The following is an 18,823-nucleotide window of genomic DNA, read 5'->3' as shown; positions in this document are numbered from 1 at the left end:
GCACAATGTCGGCAGAAACAGCAGTGACGTTCAGCGCACTCCGGGGTCGGTGAAAATCCGAACCGGCGGTTACAGTCCGCGACCCGTCCGCAGCCAGCGGCCGGTTGACCAGGTGAAATTCCTGGACCGACGGTTAAAGTCCGGATGGGAGGCGTGCGCGAGCGGGTAGTGATCTGCGTGTCTCGGCGGTGCCGCGACCCTTCCCCGAAGGGGCGCGGGAACAGCAGGAGTGGTCTCTTTCCCGATCCCGGGGAGAGCTCCCTCGGCAGCGGCCGCGAGCGCGTCTCGCCGTCCCGCTCTGTCATCTCCCATGCCACACCCCGGAGTCCGCGCCCTAGCAGCGCGAGGAGAACCCGGGTGTTCACCGGCATCATCGAAGAGCTCGGCGAGGTCGTCTCCATCGAGGAGATCGGCGATTCCTCGCGCATCCGCCTCCGTGGCCCCCTGGTCTGTACCGACGCCGGACACGGCGACTCGATCGCGGTCAACGGCGTCTGCCTGACCGTGGTCGACAGCCCGGAGCAACTCGCGGCCGGCACCGGTGAGTTCAGCGCCGACGTGATGGCGGAGACGCTGCACCGGTCCAGCCTGGGCGCGCTCGCCCCCGGCTCCCGGGTCAACCTGGAGCGGGCCATGGCACTCGGCGCCCGGCTCGGCGGCCACCTGGTCCAGGGCCACGTGGACGCCACCGGCACCCTGCTCTCCCGCGAGCCCGGCGACCTCGACGCGGAGGGGAAGCTCCGCTGGGAGGTGCTGCGCTTCTCGCTGCCCCAGGGCATCACCCGCTACCTGGTGGAGAAGGGCTCGATCACGGTGGACGGCGTCAGCCTCACCGTCGTGGAGGCCGCGATCGACAGCTTCACCGTCAGCCTGATCCCGGCCACCCTCGCGCTGACCACCCTCGGCACCAAGCAGGTCGGGGACCCGGTCAACCTCGAGGTGGACGTCCTCGCCAAGTACGTCGAGCGGCTGCTCGACCAGCGCACCCTGCCGTCCACGCTGCCGACCGACCTGCCCACCACCCTGCCCACCGCATTCCCCGGGGACGCCTCGTGAACTGGCTCAACGAAACCGCCTTCTCGATATTCGGTCAGAGCGTCAAGTGGACCGACATGGTGGGCAACCTGCTCGGGCTGGCCGCCCTCGCGCTCGGCTGGCGCCGCTCGGTGTGGAGCTGGCCGGTCCAGCTGCTCTCCGGCGTGGTGCTGATCGGCGCCTACCTCTCGGCCCACCTGACCGGCCTGATCGGCAAGCAGGGCATCGTGATCGTGGCCGCCGTCTGGGGCTGGACCCAGTGGCAGCGCGGACGCCGGGCGACCGGTGAGATCGAGGTCCGGTTCGCCACCGCCCGCGAGCGCGTGGTGCTGGTCGGGGCCACCGCGCTGGCCACCGTCGCGCTGGCCGGGCTGTTCATCGCGGTGCCCGAGCTCTCCTGGAGCCCGTGGGCCGACGCGTACATCTTCACCGGCACGCTGGCCGCGATGTACGCCCAGGCCCGGGGCTGGGTCGAGTTCTGGTTCGCCTGGATCGCCGTGGACCTGGTCGGCGTGCCGCTCGCCTTCACCAGCGGCTACACCTTCTCCGGCGTCACCTACGCCATCTACTTCGTGCTGGTGCTGCTCGGCCTGCAGGCCTGGTGGACCCGCACCCGCACCCCCCGGGCCGTCAACCCGGCCGTCCCGCAGGGAGTTTCGGCATGACCGTGCAGCCCGAGAACGACATCCGCCAGCTGGTCGACGAGGCCTTCGCGCTGGATCCGGTCGAGCGGGCCATCGCCGACATCGGACTCGGCCGCCCGGTCGTGGTGGTCGACGACGAGGACCGGGAGAACGAGGGCGACATCGTCTTCGCCGCCTCGGCCGCCACCCCCGAGCTGATGGCCTTCACCATCCGCTACACCTCCGGCGTGATCTGCGTGCCGATGACCGGCCAGGAGCTGGACCGGCTGAAGCTGCCCCCGATGACCCAGGTCAACGAGGACCGCAAGGGCACCGCCTACGCCGTCTCGGTGGACGCCCGGGACGGGGTGGACACCGGCATCTCGGCCGCCGACCGGGCCCGCACCGTCCGGCTGCTCTCCACCACCGCCACCGAGCCGGGCGACCTGACCCGCCCGGGCCACGTCTTCCCGCTGCGCGCGGTCGAGGGCGGCGTGTTGGCCCGCCCGGGCCACACCGAGGCCGCCGTCGACCTGGCCCGGCTCGCCGGGCTGGCCCCGGCCGGCGCGATCGCCGAGGTGGTGAACGACGACGGCACGATGGCCCGGCTGCCGGAGCTGGTCGCGTTCGCCCGCGAGCACGGCCTGTCGATCATCTCGATCGAGGACCTGATCGCCTACCGGCGCCGCACCGAGCTGCACGTCAAGCGCACCGCGGTCACCCAGCTCCCGACCGAGCACGGCGAGTTCACCGCCGTCGGGTACAAGGGCACGCTGGACGGCGTCGAGCACATCGCGCTGGTGGCCGGCGGCCTGGGCCCGGAGGGCCAGCTGCCGGACGGCGACGACGTGCTGGTCCGGCTGCACTCCGAGTGCCTGACCGGCGACGTCTTCGGTTCGCTGCGCTGCGACTGCGGCCCGCAGCTGGACGCCTCGCTGGCCGAGGTCGCCGCGGCCGGCCGGGGCGCGGTGCTCTACCTGCGCGGCCACGAGGGCCGGGGCATCGGCCTGACCCACAAGCTGCGCGCCTACGAACTCCAGGAGCGCGGCCGCGACACGGTGGACGCCAACCTCGAACTCGGCCTGCCCGCCGACGCCCGGGACTACAGCATCGGCGCGCACATGCTGGTGGACCTCGGGGTCCGGTCGCTCACCCTGCTCACCAACAACCCCGACAAGATCGCCGCGCTGACCGAGCACGGCATCAAGGTCGAGGGCCGCCGGGGCCTGGAGATCGCGCCCGGCGAGCACAACTCCGGCTACCTGCGCACCAAGCGCGACCGGATGGGCCACGAGCTGACCGGCCTCGGCCCCGACGCCTGACGCCCACCCCCTGGTACCTGACGCCCACCTCCCTCGTACCTGACGCACCATCACTCCCCAGAGAACGGAACACCCACGTGAGCGGCCACGGAGCCCCCGAACTGACCGTCGAGAACTGTGCCGACCTGCGGGTCGCGGTGATCGCCGCACAGTGGCACCAGCAGGTGATGGACGGCCTGCTGGACGGCGCGCACCGCGCCCTCAAGGAGCTCGGCATCGACGAGCCGACCGTGGTCCGGGTCCCCGGCACCTTCGAGCTCCCGGTCGCCGCCAAGGTGCTGGCGGAGCGCGGCTACGACGCCGTGGTCGCGCTGGGCGTGGTGATCCGGGGCGGCACCCCGCACTTCGACTACGTCTGCCAGGGCGCCACCCTCGGCCTCACCGAGGTCAGCGTGCGGACCGGCGTGCCGGTCGGCTTCGGCGTGCTCACCTGCGACAACGAGCAGCAGGCGCTGGACCGGGCGGGCCTGCCCGGCTCGGCCGAGGACAAGGGCCACGAGGCGGTCACCGCCGCCGTCGCCACCGCCGCCGCGCTCCGCTCGGTCTCCGGGCCCCGGAGCTGAGGGCTCCCTCCTCGGTGCGGCCGGGCGGTCGTCGCCGTCGCCCGCCCGGCCCGCCGCACTCCGCCGGACGTCCACCTGCCGTCCAGCGGAGTGTCCACGCTCCGGAATCGTTTACCGCGCGTCCGCTCACACCCCGTAAGGTGAGCCCATCATGGCTTCGAAGACATTCGAGGAGCTGTTCACCGAGCTCCAGCAGAAGGCCGCCACGGCCGACCCCTCGACCTCCCGCACCGCGCAGCTCGTCCAGCAGGGCGTGCACGCGATCGGCAAGAAGGTCGTCGAGGAGGCAGCCGAGGTCTGGATGGCCGCCGAGTACCAGTCCACCGAGGAGACGGCCGAGGAGATCTCGCAGCTCCTCTACCACCTTCAGGTGATGATGGTCGCGCGCGGGCTGACGCTGGACGACGTCTACAAGTACCTCTGACCCACCCTCAGAACCACCGACACCACTTCCTCACGATGAAGGGCTCCTCTCTCATGCTGCGCATCGCCGTCCCCAACAAGGGTTCGCTCTCGGGTCCCGCGGCGGAGATGCTCCATGAGGCCGGCTACCGCCAGCGCAAGGACCCCAAGGAGCTGGTGCTGGTCGACCCGGAGAACCAGGTCGAGTTCTTCTTCCTCCGCCCCCGGGACATCGCGGTCTACGTCGGCTCCGGCCGGCTCGACGTCGGCATCACCGGCCGGGACCTGCTGCTGGACTCCGCCTCGGACGCCGAGGAGGTGCTGGCGCTCGGCTTCGGCGGCTCCACCTTCCGGTTCGCCAAGCCGGTCGGCGTCGAGGTCTCGGACGTGCAGGGCCTGGAGGGCCTGCGGATCGCCACCTCCTACACCGGGCTGGTCGAGCAGCACCTGGCCGAGCACGGCGTGAAGGCCACCGTGACCAAGCTGGACGGAGCGGTGGAGACCGCCGTGCAGCTCGGGGTGGCCGACGTGATCGCCGACGTGGTGGAGACCGGCACCAGCCTGCGCAACGCCGGGCTGGAGATCTTCGGCGAGCCGATCCTGGTCTCCGACGCGGTGGTGATCCGGCCGAAGGGCGCGGGCGAGGACAGCCGGGTGGAGCAGTTCCTCCGCCGCCTGCAGGGCGTGCTGGTGGCCCGCCGCTACGTGCTGATGGACTACGACATCCGGGCCGAGAAGGTCGGCGACGCGGTCGCCCTGACCCCCGGCCTGGAGTCGCCGACCGTCTCCCCGCTGCACACCGAGGGCTGGGTCGCGGTCCGCTCCATGGTGCTGCGCAAGGAGGCCCAGCGGATCATGGACGACCTCTGGGCGATCGGCGCCCGGGCCATCCTGGTCACCAACATCCACGCCTGCCGCCTCTGAGCCCGCCGACTCCGAGCCCGTAAGCACCTCGTAGGGTGGGACGTCGTCACCGACGTCCCACCCTTCCGGCTTTCCCCCTGGAGATCCACCGTGTCCAGCCCCGCCGAACTGCCCGTCACCTGGTCCCCGCGCCGCAACCGGGTGGTGCTCGGGGTGATCTGCGCCGTCTTCCTGGTGCTCTTCACCACCATGGCCGTGGCGCTGCCCCCGCACTGGCACTTCAACGACCGGGTGGCGATGTTCTGCTCCGGTCTGCTGTTCGCCGCCGTCGGCGTGATGCTGGCCCGCCCGCAGGTGAAGGCCGACGCCGAGGGCGTCACGGTGACCAACTTCGTCCGCAGCCACCGGCTGACCTGGCCGCAGATCGTCCGGGTGAACTTCCGTCAAGGCGACCCGTGGGTGACCCTCGACTTGGCGGACGGCACCGCACTGGCCGCCGTCGGCATCCAGGCGGGCGGCGGGCGCGCCCAGGCCGTCCGGGCCGCCCGGGCGCTCCGCGACCTGGTCGACGACCGGGGCGCCGCCCGCGCCTGACGGGCACGGCTGCGACGGCGGCCCCAGCACCGGCTCCGGTGCCGGGGCCTTCGCGGTCGGCCTGCGGGCCGTTCGGCCGAACGCGTGGACGGGGTGGGCCGGTCGGAGTGCCTGCCGTGACCCGGCCCGGGGGCGGGGCGAGCATGGCCGACGGCACGCGGGGCGGCACGGCGCCCCTGCGGCCGGGGCGAAGGGATGGCCGGATGACGGTCGGTCAGGGCGGTGTCCGGGGTCGGCGGTTGCGGCGTACGGTGGTCGGCGCGGTGGCCGTCGCGCTCTGGGCGGGCCCGCTCGGCGCCGTCGCCTCGGCGGACCCGGAGCCTCCGGCGGCCGACCGGCCCGGTGCCCCGTCCGCTCCCGCCGCCCCGCCGGGCACCGACGCGGCGCCGCCGCCCGCGCCGCCGTTCGCCGCACCCTCGGCCGAAGCCGGGCCGTTCACCCAGCAGAGCGCGGTCCAGTCCCCGTTCGCCGAGCCGCCGTTCGACCGGCCGGTGCCGTTCGCCGGGACTCCGTTCGCCGGGACTCCGTTCGCCGGGACGCCGTTCACCGAGACGCCGTTCACCGGGCCCGGTGCGGGCGGGGCTGGCGGGGTGGGCGGGGCGCAGGGCCCGTTCGTCCAGCCCGGGGCGGTCGAGGTGCCCGGGGTGTTCGCCGGGGTGACCCCGCAGCCCGGGGTGTCCGCGCTGCCCTCCGCCGAGATCGGCGACCCCGAGCTGGTCCGGCTCGCCCTGGACATCGCCGAGCTGCGGCCCGCCGCCGACGCCGCCCGGGTGCTGGCGGAGCGTCAGACGGTGCAGGCGGCCGAGCTGCGCAGGTCCGCCGACGCGCTGGCGGCGGAGCGGGCGGCTGCCGCCGGCGCGCTCCAGGACGGCGAGCAGGGGGCGGCGCAGCTGGCGAGCTCCGACTACCGGGGGCAGGGCCTCTCCGGCTTCGTGCGGCTGCTGCTCACCGGCCCGGCCGCGCTGGTGCCGGACGGCGTGCCGGCCGCCGGGGCGCGGGCGCAGGCCGATCTGGTGCAGCGGCTGCGCGACGGCTACGCGGAGGTGAGTGGCCGTCAGGCGGCGGCCGAGCGGGCGGCGCAGGAGGCGGGGGCGGCGGCGGACGCGACCAGGGCCTCGGGGGCGGAGCTGGAGCGGCGGCTGACCGCATCGGTCGCGCGGCTGGCGGAGCTGGCCCGGGTGAAGGCGGCGCCGGGCGGCGGCCCGGTGATGGTCCGGCCGGAGGACGCCGCGGCACTGCCGGAGCAGGACGCCGCCCCGACCGAGGCGGGTGCGAAGGCGATCGCCGAGGCGCTGGCCCAGCTCGGCCGCCCGTACGTCTGGGGCGGCGCCGGGCCGGACGTCTTCGACTGCTCGGGCCTCACCTCCTGGGCCTGGCGGGCGGCCGGCCGGCCGATCCCGCGCACCAGCCAGGAGCAGTGGGCCGGTCTGACCCGGGTGCCGCTGCCGGAGCTGCGCCCCGGCGACCTGGTGATCTACGACCCGGGGGCGACGCACGTCTCGATGTACCTCGGCGGTGGCCTGGTGGTGCACGCCCCGCACCCGAAGACCGTCGTCAAGATCGCCCCGATCGGCCTGCTCCCGGTGCTCGGCGCGGTCCGCCCGGACGCCGCCGCCCCGGCGGCGGCCCCGCAGGACTGACGGCGGGTCAGGGCTGCCGGGCCACCAGCAGCACGGTGGCGTCGTCCTGGTGCCCGGTCTGGGCCGCGAGCGGGAGCAGCCGGTCGGCCAGCTGCTCCAGGTCCTCCCCTGGCCAGGCCGCGAGCAGCCCGCCCAGCCGCGCCAGGCCCTCCTCCAGCGGGAGGTCGGGCCCCTCCACCAGGCCGTCGGTGCACAGGGCCAGCAGCGCCCCGGGCGGCAGGTCGACCGGGACGGCGGGGTAGCTCTGGCCGGGCAGCACGCCCAGCGGGATGCCGCCCGCGATGCTCTCGGCCCGGACCGAGCCGTCCGGGCCGGCCACCAGCAGCGGTGGGTGCGCGGCCCGGGCCACCAGGGCGGCGCCGGTGCGCGGGTCGAGCCGCAGCAGGGTGCAGGTGGCGGTGGCGGTGACGGGGAAGCGGTCGAGGAACTCGTTGACCAGGCCGAGCACCTCGCCCGGATCCGGGGAGCCCAGCGCGTACGCCCGGACCAGGGTGCGCAGACGGGCCATCAGCGGGGCGGCGTTGGCCCCGTGGCCCTGCACGTCGCCGACGCAGACCATCACCGTGCCGTCCCGCAGGTCGATCAGGTCGTACCAGTCGCCGCCGAGCCCGAGGGCGTCCTGGGAGGGCTGGTGACGGACCGTCACGGCCAGACCGTCCACCGCGTCGGGCGGCAGCTGGGCCGCGCCCGCCTGGAACGCGCCGGCCAGGTCGAGGTAGGGCTGGGTGCGGCCGGTGCGGGCCAGGGCCTGGCCCGCCAGCCGGGCCACCTCGCGGACGGCGGCCACGGCGGTGGTGGCCAGCCCGTCCGGTCCGTCGTGGCCGAGTGCCCAGGCGCCGATCGGGGCGCCGCCCGGATCGGTCAGCGGCAGGATGCTCCAGGAGCGGGTGCGCGGCTCGGCCACCAGGGTGCCGCCGGTCGGCGCGAGGGCGAGGTACTGCTCGCGGGACAGGTAGGTCGGCCGTCCGGTGCGGGCCACCACGGCCAGCGGCAGCGCGGCGTCCAGCGGCACCACCCAGGGGGCGTCGTGCCCGGACGGCGGCTCGGGCCGCCGCTCGATCCGCAGCCGCCGGGTGCCCTCCAGCAGGCCGACGGTGGCCTGGGTCGCGCCGATCAGCGCGGGGAACCGCTCCAGCAGCAGCTCCGCCACCCGCTCCTGGGAGGGCGCGAGCAGCAGCTCCTCGGCGGGCCGGCGGACCCGGCGGGCGATCCGGTGCCCTTCGTCGGAGGCGCCGCCCACCGGGCCGCCGTCCAGCGCCGCGCTCACCCCGACCAGCAGCGGCCGGCCCAGCACGGTGAACGAGCAGGCCCAGGTGAGCAGCCAGCGCCAGCCGCCGTCCTCGCCCTGGAACCGGAAGTGCGCCTGGACCACCCGGCCGGGGTGCTCGGCCGCGTCGAGCTGGAGGCTGAGCAGGTCGGGCACGTCGTCCGGGTGCACCCGGGTGAGGAACTCGGTGGTGGTCAGCGCCCCGGCCCCGGACACCCCGTAGAGCGCCGCCGCCGACTCGTCCCGCTGGTTGACCCCGGCCACCAGGTCGGCGCACCACAGGCCCAGCGGGGTACGCTCCAGCAGCCACTCGCGCGGGCCGGTGCCGATCAGCAGCTCCAGGACCGGTCCGGACGGGTCCTCGGCCAGCAGCGGGCGGGCCCGGACCCAGACCGACTGCGCGGGGCCGCTCTCCGCCGTGGTGGCCAGCAGCGCGGGCACCAGCCCGCCGTCCGGTGCGGCCAGCAGATCGGCGACCTTGTCGGCCGAGGCCGGTCCGAACAGCTCCGGGGCGGGCCGTCCCAGCACCCGCCGGGCCGGCTGCCCGCCGACCGTGGTGTCCCGCGGGCAGACCGCCACCACCCGCCCCTGACGGTCCACCAGCAGCGACACCGCCTGCACGACCCGGTCCACGCTGCTCCTCGCGCTCGGCGCTCCGACCCCCTCGACCCCACCGAGCCTGCCACCGGCGCGGTGACCGCGCCCGCCGGAGGACCCGGGCGGGGGCGGTGCGGGGGCCGTCCGGCGCAGGGCGGGCGGTCGCCGTCGGGGGGCGGGTCAGGGGCGGCCCGCGATGAGCTCGCCGTACGCCTGCATCAGGTCGGGCAGGCGGAGGGTGGCGAGGTCGACGCGGCCGGGCGTGGTGGTGAGGGTGGAGAGCCGGAGGTCCCGGTAGGCGCAGGACTTCTCGTAGAGGGTGCGGATGAAGCGGCCGTTGCCGAGGTCGTCGATCCAGCCCTCGGCGACCACGTGGGCGCAGATGCTGGCCAGCTCCTCGACCGCGTCCGGGTCCCAGCCGTCGCCGCTGCCGGCCGCCAGTGCCCGGCCGATCTCGGTGAGCTCGGCCGGGCGGTAGCTGGGGAAGTCGACCCGGGTGGTGAAGCGTGAGTTGAGGCCGGGGTTGGTGGCCAGCAGGCGGCTCATGCCCTCGGGGTAGCCGGCCAGGATGACCACCAGGCGGTCGCGGTTGTCCTCGGCCCGCTTGAGCAGGACCTGGAGCGCCTCGTCGCCGTACGCGTCGCCCTGGCTGTAGCCGGAGTTGGAGAGGCTGTACGCCTCGTCGATGAAGAGCACGCCGTCCAGCGCGGAGTCGATCAGCTCGTTGGCCTTCACCGCCGTCTGCCCGAGGTACTCGCCGACCAGGTCGGACCGCTGGGCCTCCACCAGGTGGTCGCCGGAGAGCAGGCCGAGCGCGTGGAAGACCTGGCCGAGGATCCGGGCCACTGTGGTCTTGCCGGTGCCGGAGGGCCCGGAGAAGACGAAGTGCCGCTTCGGCGGGGCGACCGGCAGGGACTGGTCCGCCCGCAGCCGGGACATCCGCAACTGGGCGGAGAGCGCCCGGACCTGACGCTTCACCGGGTCGAGCCCGACCATCTGCTCCAGCTGGGCGAGCGCCGCCTCCAGGCCGTCGCTGCCGCCCGAGCGCGGCGCCCCGGGGCCGGGCGGGGGAGCGGAGCCGGCCGCGGTGGCCCGGACCGGCAGCTGGGTGGGCCCGGCGACTCCGGCGGGCGCGGGCTCCGCCGGGGGAGCGGGGGCCGGGGCCTCGGGTTCGGCGTCCGGGAAGTCCTCGTCGGGCAGCGGGAAGTCACCCGCCGTCAGGGCGGGCAGCAGCTCGTCCAGCACGCCGTCCTCGGTGGCGATCGCGGCCAGCCGGGCGGCGGTGTCCATGAAGCCCGGATCGGCCCGGTGCACCGCACGGTAGAGCGGGAGGGCGGCGGCGCTGCGCCCGGCGCCCTCGTAGGCGCGGGCCAGCCAGTAGCGCAGCTCCTTGCGCTGGGGCTGCTCGGAGCGGCAGCGGGCCAGCGAGACGGCCAGCGGGTACTGGGCCTGGGCGCACATGTCCAGCCGCACCCGGGCCATGCCGGCGAACAACCCGGCCTCGATGCCCAGGAGTTGGTCGTCCAGCAGCGGCTCGGTGTCCCGGATCAGCTGCTCCCAGTCCTTCAGCAGGTAGGAGCGGCAGGCGTGCAGGAAGCGCACCGACGGGTCCTGCTCGGGCGGGGCGCAGGCGGTCAGCGCGGTGTCCAGCTCGGCCAGGTGCCGGCCGTCCAGCCAGTGCGAGGCGTGCGCCAGCCGCAGGTCGCGGGCGTCCTCCAGCACGGGCTGGACCCACCAGCCCAGCCAGTACCAGGAACTGAGGGGGCGTCGGTGCAGGGCCCGCTGCTCGCCGAAACGTTTCTGGTGGCGGTGCATCTCGACCAGCGCGGCGGAGGTGTCACAGCGCAGCGCGTGCAGGCCGAGCCAGGCGTCCGCCATGCCCGGATCGAGCCGGACGGCGGTGCGGAACTCCTCCTCGGCGCGCGCGTACGATCCCGCCGCGTAGGCGTCCATCGCCCGGAGCCAGGCCCGGTCGGCCAGCCGGTCCGGCCCGGTGGATTCGGAACTCGCCATCACAGTCAGCCCCCCGCCGTGTGCAAGAGCACACCCCCTTACCGGAAGCGTACCGGTGGGAGGCTGATCCGTGAGGGTGGTGCGCAGAGCCAATCCGGCGTCGGACCCGTGGACGGGGCGCGGGATCGGGCGGTCCCGGGCGGGTGCCCGGGAGGGGGACGGCACCTCCGGCGCACGGGGGAACGAGCCGGAGGTGCCGTGTCTGTGGTCGCGCTCCGTACCGAATGCGCGTTGTGCAGAACCTAAGTGGTGCCGATCCCCCAGGTCAAGGGCCCTGTGGCGGTCTCACTCAGGGTGCCCCGGGCGATCCGGCCGGTCACTCCGTGCACCAGTAGATCCGCGTGCGGCCGGCTCGGGTCGGCGGCGAAGTGGGCCGTTTCGGCCCTTGCCCAGCCGGCCCAGTACTCGGCCAGCTCCGGACCGTCCCGGCGTTCGCCCCGGGCCCGGGCGGTGGCCTGGTCCAGGTCCATCCAGACCAGCGCCGCCAGGTGCGGGCGCAGCTCCCGGCGGCCGGCCCCGACCCCCTCGACCAGCACCACCGGCGCGGGCGGGATCTGACGGGTCGTCGCGAACCGGCGCTCCACCCAGTCGTAGACCCCGTGCACGGCGGTGCGGCCGTGCGCCAGCGGCTCCAGCACCTGGGCCCGCAGCCGCTCCGGCCAGCCGAACGGCTCGGCGTGGGTGGCCAGGTCGTCCAGGTGGACCACCGGTGCCCCGCCGAGTGCGGCGGCCAGCCGGTCGGCGAAGGTGGTCTTGCCCGACCCGGCGTGCCCGTCCACCGCGACCAGCCGCACCGGGCCGAGCGACGGCGGCAGGGTGCGCAGCCGGTCGGCGAGCGGGGCGAGGTCGGTGCGGATCACCGCTCCACTCTACGGTCGGCGATCCGGTCGGTGATCCGGCCGGCGCGGCAGGTGGTGCGGCGGGCGGCACCGGGCAGCGGCGGCGGTGTGACAGGTCGGGAGATTCCGGGCGCCGCAGGTCGGACGTGGTGTGGCCGGTTCCGACGTTGTGGCACCCGCCCCGGGCCCGTGTGCCGTTCCGGACCGTGACGGGGCGGCTGCCATCGGGCATACTGCACAACGCCAAGCCCTGTGAACGAGCGTTCACCGCAATCCGGTGGTGCTCGGGCCGACCTGCCGCGCCGACCCGTACCACCGGGGACGGCGCCCGACCGAGGAGGCGACGAACCCTCATGACTTCCGCCGCTGCCAAGCCCGTGGACCGCCAGCTGCCCAGCGAGGAGGCGCGTGAGCTGCTCGCCCTGACCCGGGACCTGGTGCAGAACGAACTCCGCCCCCGGGCGGCCGAGGACGAGGCGGCCAACCGCTTCCCGCGCGAGGTGTTCACCACCCTCGGCGGGGCCGGGCTGCTCTCCCTCCCGTACGGCGAGCAGTACGGCGGTGGCGAGCAGCCGTACGAGGTCTACCTCCAGGTCCTGGAGGAGCTGGCGGCCGGCTGGCTGGCGGTCGGCCTCGGGGTGAGCGTGCACACGCTGTCCTGCCACGCGCTGGCCACCTTCGGCACCGAGGAGCAGCGGCAGCGCTGGCTGCCCGGGATGCTCGGCGGTGCCCAGCTCGGCGCCTACTGCCTCTCCGAGCCGCAGTCCGGCTCGGACGCCGCCGCGCTGCGCACCCGGGCCGAGGCGGACGGCGACGAGTACGTGGTGAACGGCACCAAGGCGTGGATCACCCACGGCGGGCAGGCCGACTTCTACAGCTCGATGGTGCGCACCGGGGTGGACGGCCCGCGCGGGATCAGCTGCCTGCTGGTGCCGGGCGACGCCGAGGGCCTGTCGGCCGCGCCGCCGGAGCACAAGATGGGCATGCGCTCCTCGCCCACCGCCCAACTGCACTTCGACGGCGTGCGGGTGGGCCGGGAGCGGCTGATCGGCGAGGAGGGCCAGGGCTTCCAGATCGCCCTCTCCGCACTGGACTCCGGCCGACTCGGGATCGCCGCCTGCGCGATCGGCGTGGCCCAGGCCGCGCTCGACCTGGCGGTGGAGTACGCCGGCACCCGGCAGCAGTTCGGCCGTCCGATCGCCGACTTCCAGGGCCTGTCCTTCCTGCTGGCCGACATGGCCACCAAGATCGAGGCCGGCCGCTCGCTCTACCTCGCGGCGGCCCGCCGCCGGGACGCCGGGATGGCGTTCTCCAAGGAGGCCGCGATGGCCAAGCTGTTCTGCACCGACGCCGCGATGAGCGTCACGGTGGACGCCGTCCAGGTGCTCGGCGGGGCCGGCTACACCCAGGACTTCCCGGCCGAGCGCTACATGCGGGAGGCCAAGGTGCTGCAGATCGTGGAGGGCACCAACCAGATCCAGCGGCTGGTGATCGGGCGTCACCTCTCCGGTCGCTGAGGCGTCCGGGAACACGGAGGGCGCCGGCCCCGCAGGGGGCCGGCGCCCTCCCGGCGTTGCGGGGCGCCGGTCAGTGCCGGACCAGGCCGCGCGAGCGCTGCGCGGGGATCCGCGAACGCCGCTCCAGCGGGCCCGAGCCCGGGGCGCCGGCGTGCGAGAACGGGTGGGTGCGCCAGTCGAAGTCGGCCGGCAGGCTGATCAGCTCCAGGCCGCTCGGCTCGGCGTGCTCGGCGGAGTCGCACTCCGGCAGGTCGGCGGTGGGCGCGCCGGTGCCCGGGCAGAGCTGGGCCGAGAAGGGGTGCCAGGCGGTCGGCAGGACGGCGTGCTGCGGCAGCCGGTCCTCGTCGCCGAGCAGGGCGATCGGACGGTCGCACTCGGGGCAGTGCACCCGGAAGATCTCCCAGGTCTCCATCTCGCCGGGGTCGACGCCCGGGAAGTCCTCGAAGTCGAGGTGTTCGTGGTCCTCCGCAGCGGTGCGGGAGGTCTGATCGACAGCAGACATGTGTGTGATCCCCCTCGGATCCGGCCGGCCTTCGTCGGCCCCGGCCAAGAGCAGCACTTCCCGCTGACGGAGCCTCATAATCCTGCGGGAGCCCGCAGTGTGATGCACGCCGTGTGCGGTGGGCCACATTCACGCGGCATGTGCCACCCGCGCGCCCCCGCCCGACTCGGCGCGAGCCGGAGGCCCCGCCGGTGGACGGCCGGCGGACGACCGGTGGACGGTCGGCGGGCGGACGGTGGACGGAGGGTGGACGGCCGGACGGCCCGTGGTGCTCCACGGGCCTGCTCCGTGTACGCCCGGCCGCCCGTCCTGCGGGCGGTGCCCCTGCGCGGGCCCGTGCGGTGCGTGCAGCGCGCGTGCGGTGCGCATCCGACGGGGCGTCAGTTCCGGCGGGGGCGGCGGATCTTCATGTCGTCCATGCTGGTGACCTGGCTGCGCAGCTCGCCGTGGCCGACGCCGCGCGCGGCGAGGGCGGCCGACGCCCGCTGCTCGGCGGCCGGCCCGGCCGCCTCGTCCGGCAGGTCGGACGCCTGGCGGACCACGCAGCGGAAGCTGAACGCGCGCAGCTCCTCGTCGTAGACCAGGGTGCCCTCGTCGGTGAAGGCGGCGAACAGGTGGCTGTGCTGCGCGGCCCGCTCCAGCAGGCTGGTCCGGTGCTCCTCGTCGAGGCCGGCGAAGACGCCTCGGACGATGACGCGGTAGGTGCGGTCGCTCACGGGTGGTTCCCTTCGGGTGCGGTGGGGTGGTCCTGACGGTCCAGCAGGACGGCGAGACCGTCGAGGAGGCGTTCGAGGCCGAACGCGAAGCGCTCGTCCATGGCCGGGCCGGTCAACTCGCCGGCCAGGGCGGTCAGGTGGGGGAAGGTCTCCGGCGGCAGCGCGGCCAGCTGCGCCCCGGCCGCGTCGGCGGCCTCCCGGCGGCTGGCGCCCATCGCCTCGGAGGCGGAGAGCGGGCCCTGCTCCTGGAGCACGAAGCCCTGGACGAAGGCGCCCAGCAGGTAGTTGACCATCGCGGCGTCCGGGTCGGAGAAGCCCGCCGCGCGCAGCCGGCCGAGCTGGTCGTCCATCAGCCGGAGCAGGGCCGGCCCCGGGGCGAGCCGCCCGGCGACCACCTTGGCGGCGTCCCGGCGGTCCAGCAGGTGGCGGCGGTAGCGCACGCAGTACTCGCGCAGCTGGTCCCGCCACGGGCCCTCGGGGAGCGGCGCCTCGGCGTCGGCCATCAGGGCGTCGGAGAGCAGGTCGAGCAATTCCTCCTTGTTGCGCACGTGCCAGTAGAGCGAGGGGGCCTGCACCCCCAGCTCGGCGGCCACCTTGCGCATGGAGAGGCCGTGCACGCCCTCGCGTTCCAGCACCCGCAGGGCGGCGGCGGCGATGGCCGGGCGGCTCAGCGGTGACGGGGGGACGGTCGGCACGGGGCCCGCCTCTCTCTAACGGTGTTAGGGAGAGCCTATCCCGCACGCCGCCGGCGGGTCGAAGCGATTTCCCGGCGCTCCGGGCGCGGGTCGGTCCGTGCCGCGCGGCCTCGTCCGGGTCCGGCCTGGTGCTTCGGCTTGGGGCACTGGCCCGGTGTGGGGCCGGGTTTCCGAGATCGGTGTCTGCCGGGCCTGACCCGGGTCCGGGCGCGGGGCTCAGCGGGCAAGTGCGGACCGGCCGGTGGGGCGAAGCGATTTCCCGGGGGTGCGGGTCGGGGCTCCGGGGACCGGCCGGTTCTCGCCGTGCGTGGCCTCGTCCGGGTGCGGCCCGGTGTTTCGGTCTGGGGTACCGAGCCGGGTTTCCGAGATCGGTGCCTGCGGGGCCTGGCCCGCTCAGCGGGCGGTGCGCCAGGTGGTGAGCAGGCGGGTGCCGATGGCGACCGCCAGGATGCCGAGCAGGGTGGCGCCCAGGGCCGGGAGATCCAGCTGCCAGGAGACGGGGGTGCCGGTGGCCTCGGCGAGGCCGGCGGCCAGACCGGCCAGCGGGGGGAGGGAGGCCGCCAGGCCGAGCGCCGCGCCGAGGGCCGTGAGCAGGGCCGCCTCACCGGCCGCGAAGCCGAGCAGCTGACGCACCGTCGCCCCGGCGGAGCGGAGCACCGCGAGGTCCTGCCGCCGGGCGTGGGCGTCGGCCGCCGTGGCGTTGGCGACCGCCAGCCCGGCATACCCGACCGTGATCACCAGCAGCATCGCGGCCAGCGCGTCGGTCAGCCGGGCGTCGGTCCGGTAGTCGTCCAGGGCGAACCGCTCCGCGTCGTGCACCGCTGTCCCCGGTACGGTCGCGATCGGGTGGCCGTCCCCGGGGACGAACAGGTCGTCGCCGAGTGCCCCCGGATCGTGGGCCCGGACCAGCTGACGGGAGGTCACGAAGGCGCCCCGGGCCGGATCGTCCGGCAGCACCCGGGAGATCCGCAGCTCCACCGTCGCCCCGTCGGCGAACCGCACCGGGTACGCGTCCCCCTCGCGGACGCCCAACTCCCGGGCCAGGGAGGCGCCGAGGACGGCCTCGCCGGGACGGTCCCAGGCGGGATCGCGCGAGCCGAGCAGGTCGACCACCACCCGGGCACCGTCCGCCCGGCGCACGAAGGCCCGGGTGGGCAGGGCTGCCTTGCCGACCGGATGGGCGCGTGCCACTTCGTCGGTCAGCCCCGGGGTGCCGTCGGCCGTGACCACGGCCTGGCCCGCCAACTGACGGGCCGCGCCCGCCGGGTAGGCAGCCGCCATGGTCTGTACGGCACCGCCGAGCAGGATGGCGAAGCCGACGGCGGCGATCACCGGTGCGGCCGTGGCGCCCGCCCGGCCCGGCACCGCGCGCAGCTCGGCCCGGAGCAGCAGCGGTCCGGCCCAGGCGGACCGCCGCAGCGGTGCGCTGACGGCCCGTCCGAGCGGCCCGGTCAGCACCGGTGACAGCAGTGCGGCGGCCACCACCAGCGTCATGGTCGCGGCGATCGCCGCGTTCACCCGGTCGTCGGCGGCGGCGGTGGCCGTCCGGACGGCCAGCAGCACACCCAGGGCGAGCACCGGCAGCCCGGTGGCGAGCCGGGTCCGCCGGGCGGAGCGGCCACCGGCCGGTCCGGCCGAGAGCGCGGCCATCGGTCGGACGCGGGAAGCCCGCCGGGCCGCCGCCCAGGCGGCGAACACGCTGACGCCGACCCCGACGGCCGTCGCCGTCAGCGGCGGCCAGGCTGCGAGCCGGATGCGCAGGTCCGGCGGGGCCGCCTCCAGGCCGAGCAGGATCCGGCCGAGCAGCGGGGCGAGCCCGCAGCCCGCCGCCGCGCCGGCCAGCGAGCCGAGCAGACCCACGGCGGCGGCCTCGCCCAGCACCAGCCGCCGCACCTGGCGCGGACTCGCGCCGAGCAGCCGCAACAGCCCCAGCTCGCGCCGCCGCTGACCGGTGGTCAGGGCCAGCGCCGAGGCGACCACGAAGACCGTGGTGAACAGGCCCAGCCCGGCCATCGCGGTGATCAGCTGCTGTCCGAGGAAGCGCCGGTGGTCCACCAGCGCGGGCTGCAGCGCGGCCCGCCCGTCACCGGTCACCACCGTGCCGAGCCCGTCCACCAGCGCGCGGGCCCGCGGCATCAGCTCGGCGGCGGCCGGGCCCAGCAGCCCGATCGCCCGGACACCCGGTTGGAGCCGGGCCGCCTCCGCGTCGGTGAAGTAGACACCCGGGCCGTCCACGGTGCCGCTCACCCGGTACCGGGCCCGGCCGGCGGCCAGGTTGACGGTCAGCTGCTGACCGGGCGTCACCCCGGGCACCCCGCCGACCGCCACCTCGTCCGCCGCCGTCGGAGCCCGGCCGGTCAGCAGCCGGTACGGTGCCAGCCGGGCCCCGGACCAGCCGTGGCCGGCCTCGGCCGCCTCCGGATCCGCCACCGGACGGCCGTCCGTGAACGGCTGCGCGTAGAAGGACCGGTCCACCACCACCTCGGCGCCCTCGGCGCCGGGCAGTGCGCGCAGCCCGGCGGCCAGCCGGTCGGCCTCGGTCGGGCTCCAGGGCACCAGGTCAGCGGTGCCGCCGTCGGGGTCGGCGGCCTGAAGGGGGATCACCAGGGCGGCGGTGCCCGCGAAGCGGGCCTGGACGGCCGGCCGGGCGGAGTGCTGCACCAGCAGCGTGGCGGTGATCAGCGTGGTGCCCACCAGCACCGCCGCGAAGGCGGCCAGGAAGCCGCTCCAGCGGGCCCGGAGGCCGGCCGTGACGAGGACGGACATCACGCCTCCAGGCCGGTCATCCGGGCCGCGATCGCGGCGGCGTTGCCCGCGGCGGCGGGGGAGAGGTCGAGCCGGCCGGCCAGCCGGCCGTCCTTCAGGAAGACCACCGTGTCGGCGATCGCCGCCGCCACCGGATCGTGCGTCACCAGCACCGTGGTCTGCTCCCGCTCGTCGACCAGCCGGCGCAGCAGGGCCAGCACCTCGCGGCTGGTCCCGGTGTCCAGCGCCCCGGTGGGCTCGTCCGCGAACAGCACCTCGGGCCCGGTCACCAGCGCCCGGGCCAGCGCCACCCGCTGCTGCTGCCCGCCGGACAGCTCTCCCGGCCGGTGCCGCGCCCGGTCCGCGAGCCCGACGGCCTCCAGTGCGGCCGTCACCGCCGCCCGGTCCACCCGGCGGCCGGCCAGCCGGGAGGGCAGCTCGACGTTCTGAGCCGCCGTCAGCGACTCGACCAGGTTGTACGCCTGGAAGACGAAGCCGATCCGGTCCCGCCGCAGCACGGTGCGCTCCCGCTCGCCGCCGGCCGCCAGATCGGTGCCGCCCAGCAGCACCCGGCCGGAGCTCACCGCCTCCAGCCCGGCCGCGCAGTGCAGCAGGGTGGACTTGCCGGAGCCGGAGGGCCCCATCACGGCCGTCAGACTGCCGCGCGGGAAGGTCAGCGAGACGCCGTCCAACGCCGTCACCGCCCGCTCCCCGCGGCCGTGCACCTTGCGTACCGCCTCCAGCCGTACGGCGTCCGCCGCCTGCCGGTTCGTCACCTTCGTGGTCACCGTTGTCATGGGGACGATTCCACCGGTGCGAGGGTGGCGGGCGCACTGATCCGCACTCCACCCCTGAGGTAGTGCGGGCACTACCGCGCAGCCGCCCCCGG

At 75.4% G+C, this 18,823-nt stretch carries 17 protein-coding genes and 1 riboswitch; of the genes, 9 read left to right on the top strand and 8 right to left on the bottom strand.

The window, feature by feature from the left end; genetic code table 11:
- Positions 1-32 precede the first annotated feature (32 nt).
- A riboswitch (FMN riboswitch) is annotated at positions 33-160 on the top strand.
- 197 nt (positions 161-357) lie between these two features.
- From ACIRBX_RS04155 to ACIRBX_RS04120, 8 genes are all read left to right on the top strand, one after another.
- Positions 358-1,056 (top strand): riboflavin synthase, encoded by a 699-nt coding sequence (locus tag ACIRBX_RS04155; protein WP_402293596.1) that lies wholly within the window; start codon positions 358-360, stop codon positions 1,054-1,056.
- 56 nt (positions 1,057-1,112) lie between these two features.
- Positions 1,113-1,700: a nicotinamide riboside transporter PnuC gene (locus ACIRBX_RS04150; RefSeq protein ID WP_402293892.1), complete on the top strand. Its 588-nt coding sequence runs from the start codon at positions 1,113-1,115 to the stop codon at positions 1,698-1,700.
- Positions 1,697-2,980, top strand: coding sequence for a bifunctional 3,4-dihydroxy-2-butanone-4-phosphate synthase/GTP cyclohydrolase II (locus tag ACIRBX_RS04145; RefSeq protein ID WP_402293595.1), 1,284 nt, complete (start codon positions 1,697-1,699; stop codon positions 2,978-2,980). Before ACIRBX_RS04150 ends, ACIRBX_RS04145 begins: the two co-directional genes overlap by 4 nt.
- A 77-nt stretch (positions 2,981-3,057) precedes the next feature.
- Entirely contained in the window at positions 3,058-3,543 is a 486-nt protein-coding gene (gene ribH / locus ACIRBX_RS04140) for a 6,7-dimethyl-8-ribityllumazine synthase (RefSeq protein ID WP_402293594.1), read from the top strand.
- Positions 3,544-3,694: 151 nt separating this feature from the next.
- Positions 3,695-3,967 (top strand): phosphoribosyl-ATP diphosphatase, encoded by a 273-nt coding sequence (locus ACIRBX_RS04135; protein ID WP_345281000.1) that lies wholly within the window; start codon positions 3,695-3,697, stop codon positions 3,965-3,967.
- Between the two features lie 53 nt (positions 3,968-4,020).
- Positions 4,021-4,869 (top strand): ATP phosphoribosyltransferase, encoded by an 849-nt coding sequence (gene hisG, locus ACIRBX_RS04130; protein ID WP_402293593.1) that lies wholly within the window; start codon positions 4,021-4,023, stop codon positions 4,867-4,869.
- A gap of 90 nt (positions 4,870-4,959) precedes the next feature.
- Entirely contained in the window at positions 4,960-5,403 is a 444-nt protein-coding gene (locus ACIRBX_RS04125; RefSeq protein ID WP_402293592.1) for a PH domain-containing protein, read from the top strand.
- 203 nt (positions 5,404-5,606) lie between these two features.
- Positions 5,607-7,043, top strand: a complete 1,437-nt coding sequence (locus ACIRBX_RS04120; RefSeq protein ID WP_402293591.1) for an NlpC/P60 family protein — start codon at positions 5,607-5,609, stop codon at positions 7,041-7,043.
- Between the two features lie 7 nt (positions 7,044-7,050).
- Here ACIRBX_RS04120 and ACIRBX_RS04115 read toward each other — a convergent pair whose 3' ends face one another.
- The 3 genes from ACIRBX_RS04115 to ACIRBX_RS04105 all read right to left on the bottom strand — a co-directional run bounded on the left by ACIRBX_RS04115 (position 7,051) and on the right by ACIRBX_RS04105 (position 11,777).
- Positions 7,051-8,943, bottom strand: a complete 1,893-nt coding sequence (locus ACIRBX_RS04115; RefSeq protein WP_402293590.1) for a SpoIIE family protein phosphatase — start codon at positions 8,941-8,943, stop codon at positions 7,051-7,053.
- Positions 8,944-9,087: 144 nt separating this feature from the next.
- Positions 9,088-10,920 (bottom strand): AAA family ATPase, encoded by a 1,833-nt coding sequence (locus tag ACIRBX_RS04110; RefSeq protein WP_402293589.1) that lies wholly within the window; start codon positions 10,918-10,920, stop codon positions 9,088-9,090.
- 242 nt (positions 10,921-11,162) lie between these two features.
- Positions 11,163-11,777, bottom strand: a complete 615-nt coding sequence (locus ACIRBX_RS04105) for a uridine kinase (RefSeq protein WP_402293891.1) — start codon at positions 11,775-11,777, stop codon at positions 11,163-11,165.
- Positions 11,778-12,112: 335 nt separating this feature from the next.
- Between ACIRBX_RS04105 and ACIRBX_RS04100 the strand changes: the two genes are divergently transcribed.
- Positions 12,113-13,276: an acyl-CoA dehydrogenase family protein gene (locus tag ACIRBX_RS04100; RefSeq protein ID WP_402293588.1), complete on the top strand. Its 1,164-nt coding sequence runs from the start codon at positions 12,113-12,115 to the stop codon at positions 13,274-13,276.
- Between the two features lie 70 nt (positions 13,277-13,346).
- Here the strand turns inward: ACIRBX_RS04100 and ACIRBX_RS04095 are convergent, their stop codons facing one another.
- The 5 genes from ACIRBX_RS04095 to ACIRBX_RS04075 form a co-directional block, all read right to left on the bottom strand.
- The gene (locus ACIRBX_RS04095; protein ID WP_402293587.1) at positions 13,347-13,778 is read right to left on the bottom strand and encodes a hypothetical protein; all 432 of its coding nucleotides are present in this window, start codon (positions 13,776-13,778) and stop codon (positions 13,347-13,349) included.
- Between the two features lie 380 nt (positions 13,779-14,158).
- Positions 14,159-14,494, bottom strand: coding sequence for a DUF6204 family protein (locus tag ACIRBX_RS04090; protein ID WP_402293586.1), 336 nt, complete (start codon positions 14,492-14,494; stop codon positions 14,159-14,161).
- Entirely contained in the window at positions 14,491-15,189 is a 699-nt protein-coding gene (locus ACIRBX_RS04085) for a TetR/AcrR family transcriptional regulator C-terminal domain-containing protein (RefSeq protein ID WP_402293585.1), read from the bottom strand. Before ACIRBX_RS04085 ends, ACIRBX_RS04090 begins: the two co-directional genes overlap by 4 nt.
- A gap of 393 nt (positions 15,190-15,582) precedes the next feature.
- Positions 15,583-17,955 (bottom strand): FtsX-like permease family protein, encoded by a 2,373-nt coding sequence (locus tag ACIRBX_RS04080; protein WP_402293584.1) that lies wholly within the window; start codon positions 17,953-17,955, stop codon positions 15,583-15,585.
- Positions 17,955-18,731 carry an ABC transporter ATP-binding protein gene (locus tag ACIRBX_RS04075; protein WP_402293583.1) on the bottom strand — a complete coding sequence of 259 codons (777 nt, stop codon included), beginning with the start codon at positions 18,729-18,731 and terminating at the stop codon, positions 17,955-17,957. The genes ACIRBX_RS04080 and ACIRBX_RS04075 overlap by 1 nt, the downstream gene beginning before the upstream one ends.
- Positions 18,732-18,823 lie beyond the last annotated feature (92 nt).

Source organism: Kitasatospora sp. NPDC096147 (assembly GCF_044763225.1).
Classification (GTDB): Bacteria; Actinomycetota; Actinomycetes; order Streptomycetales; family Streptomycetaceae; genus Kitasatospora.
The sequence above is the reverse complement of the archived record's forward strand: the minus strand, read 5'-3'. Positions and strand labels throughout refer to the sequence as shown.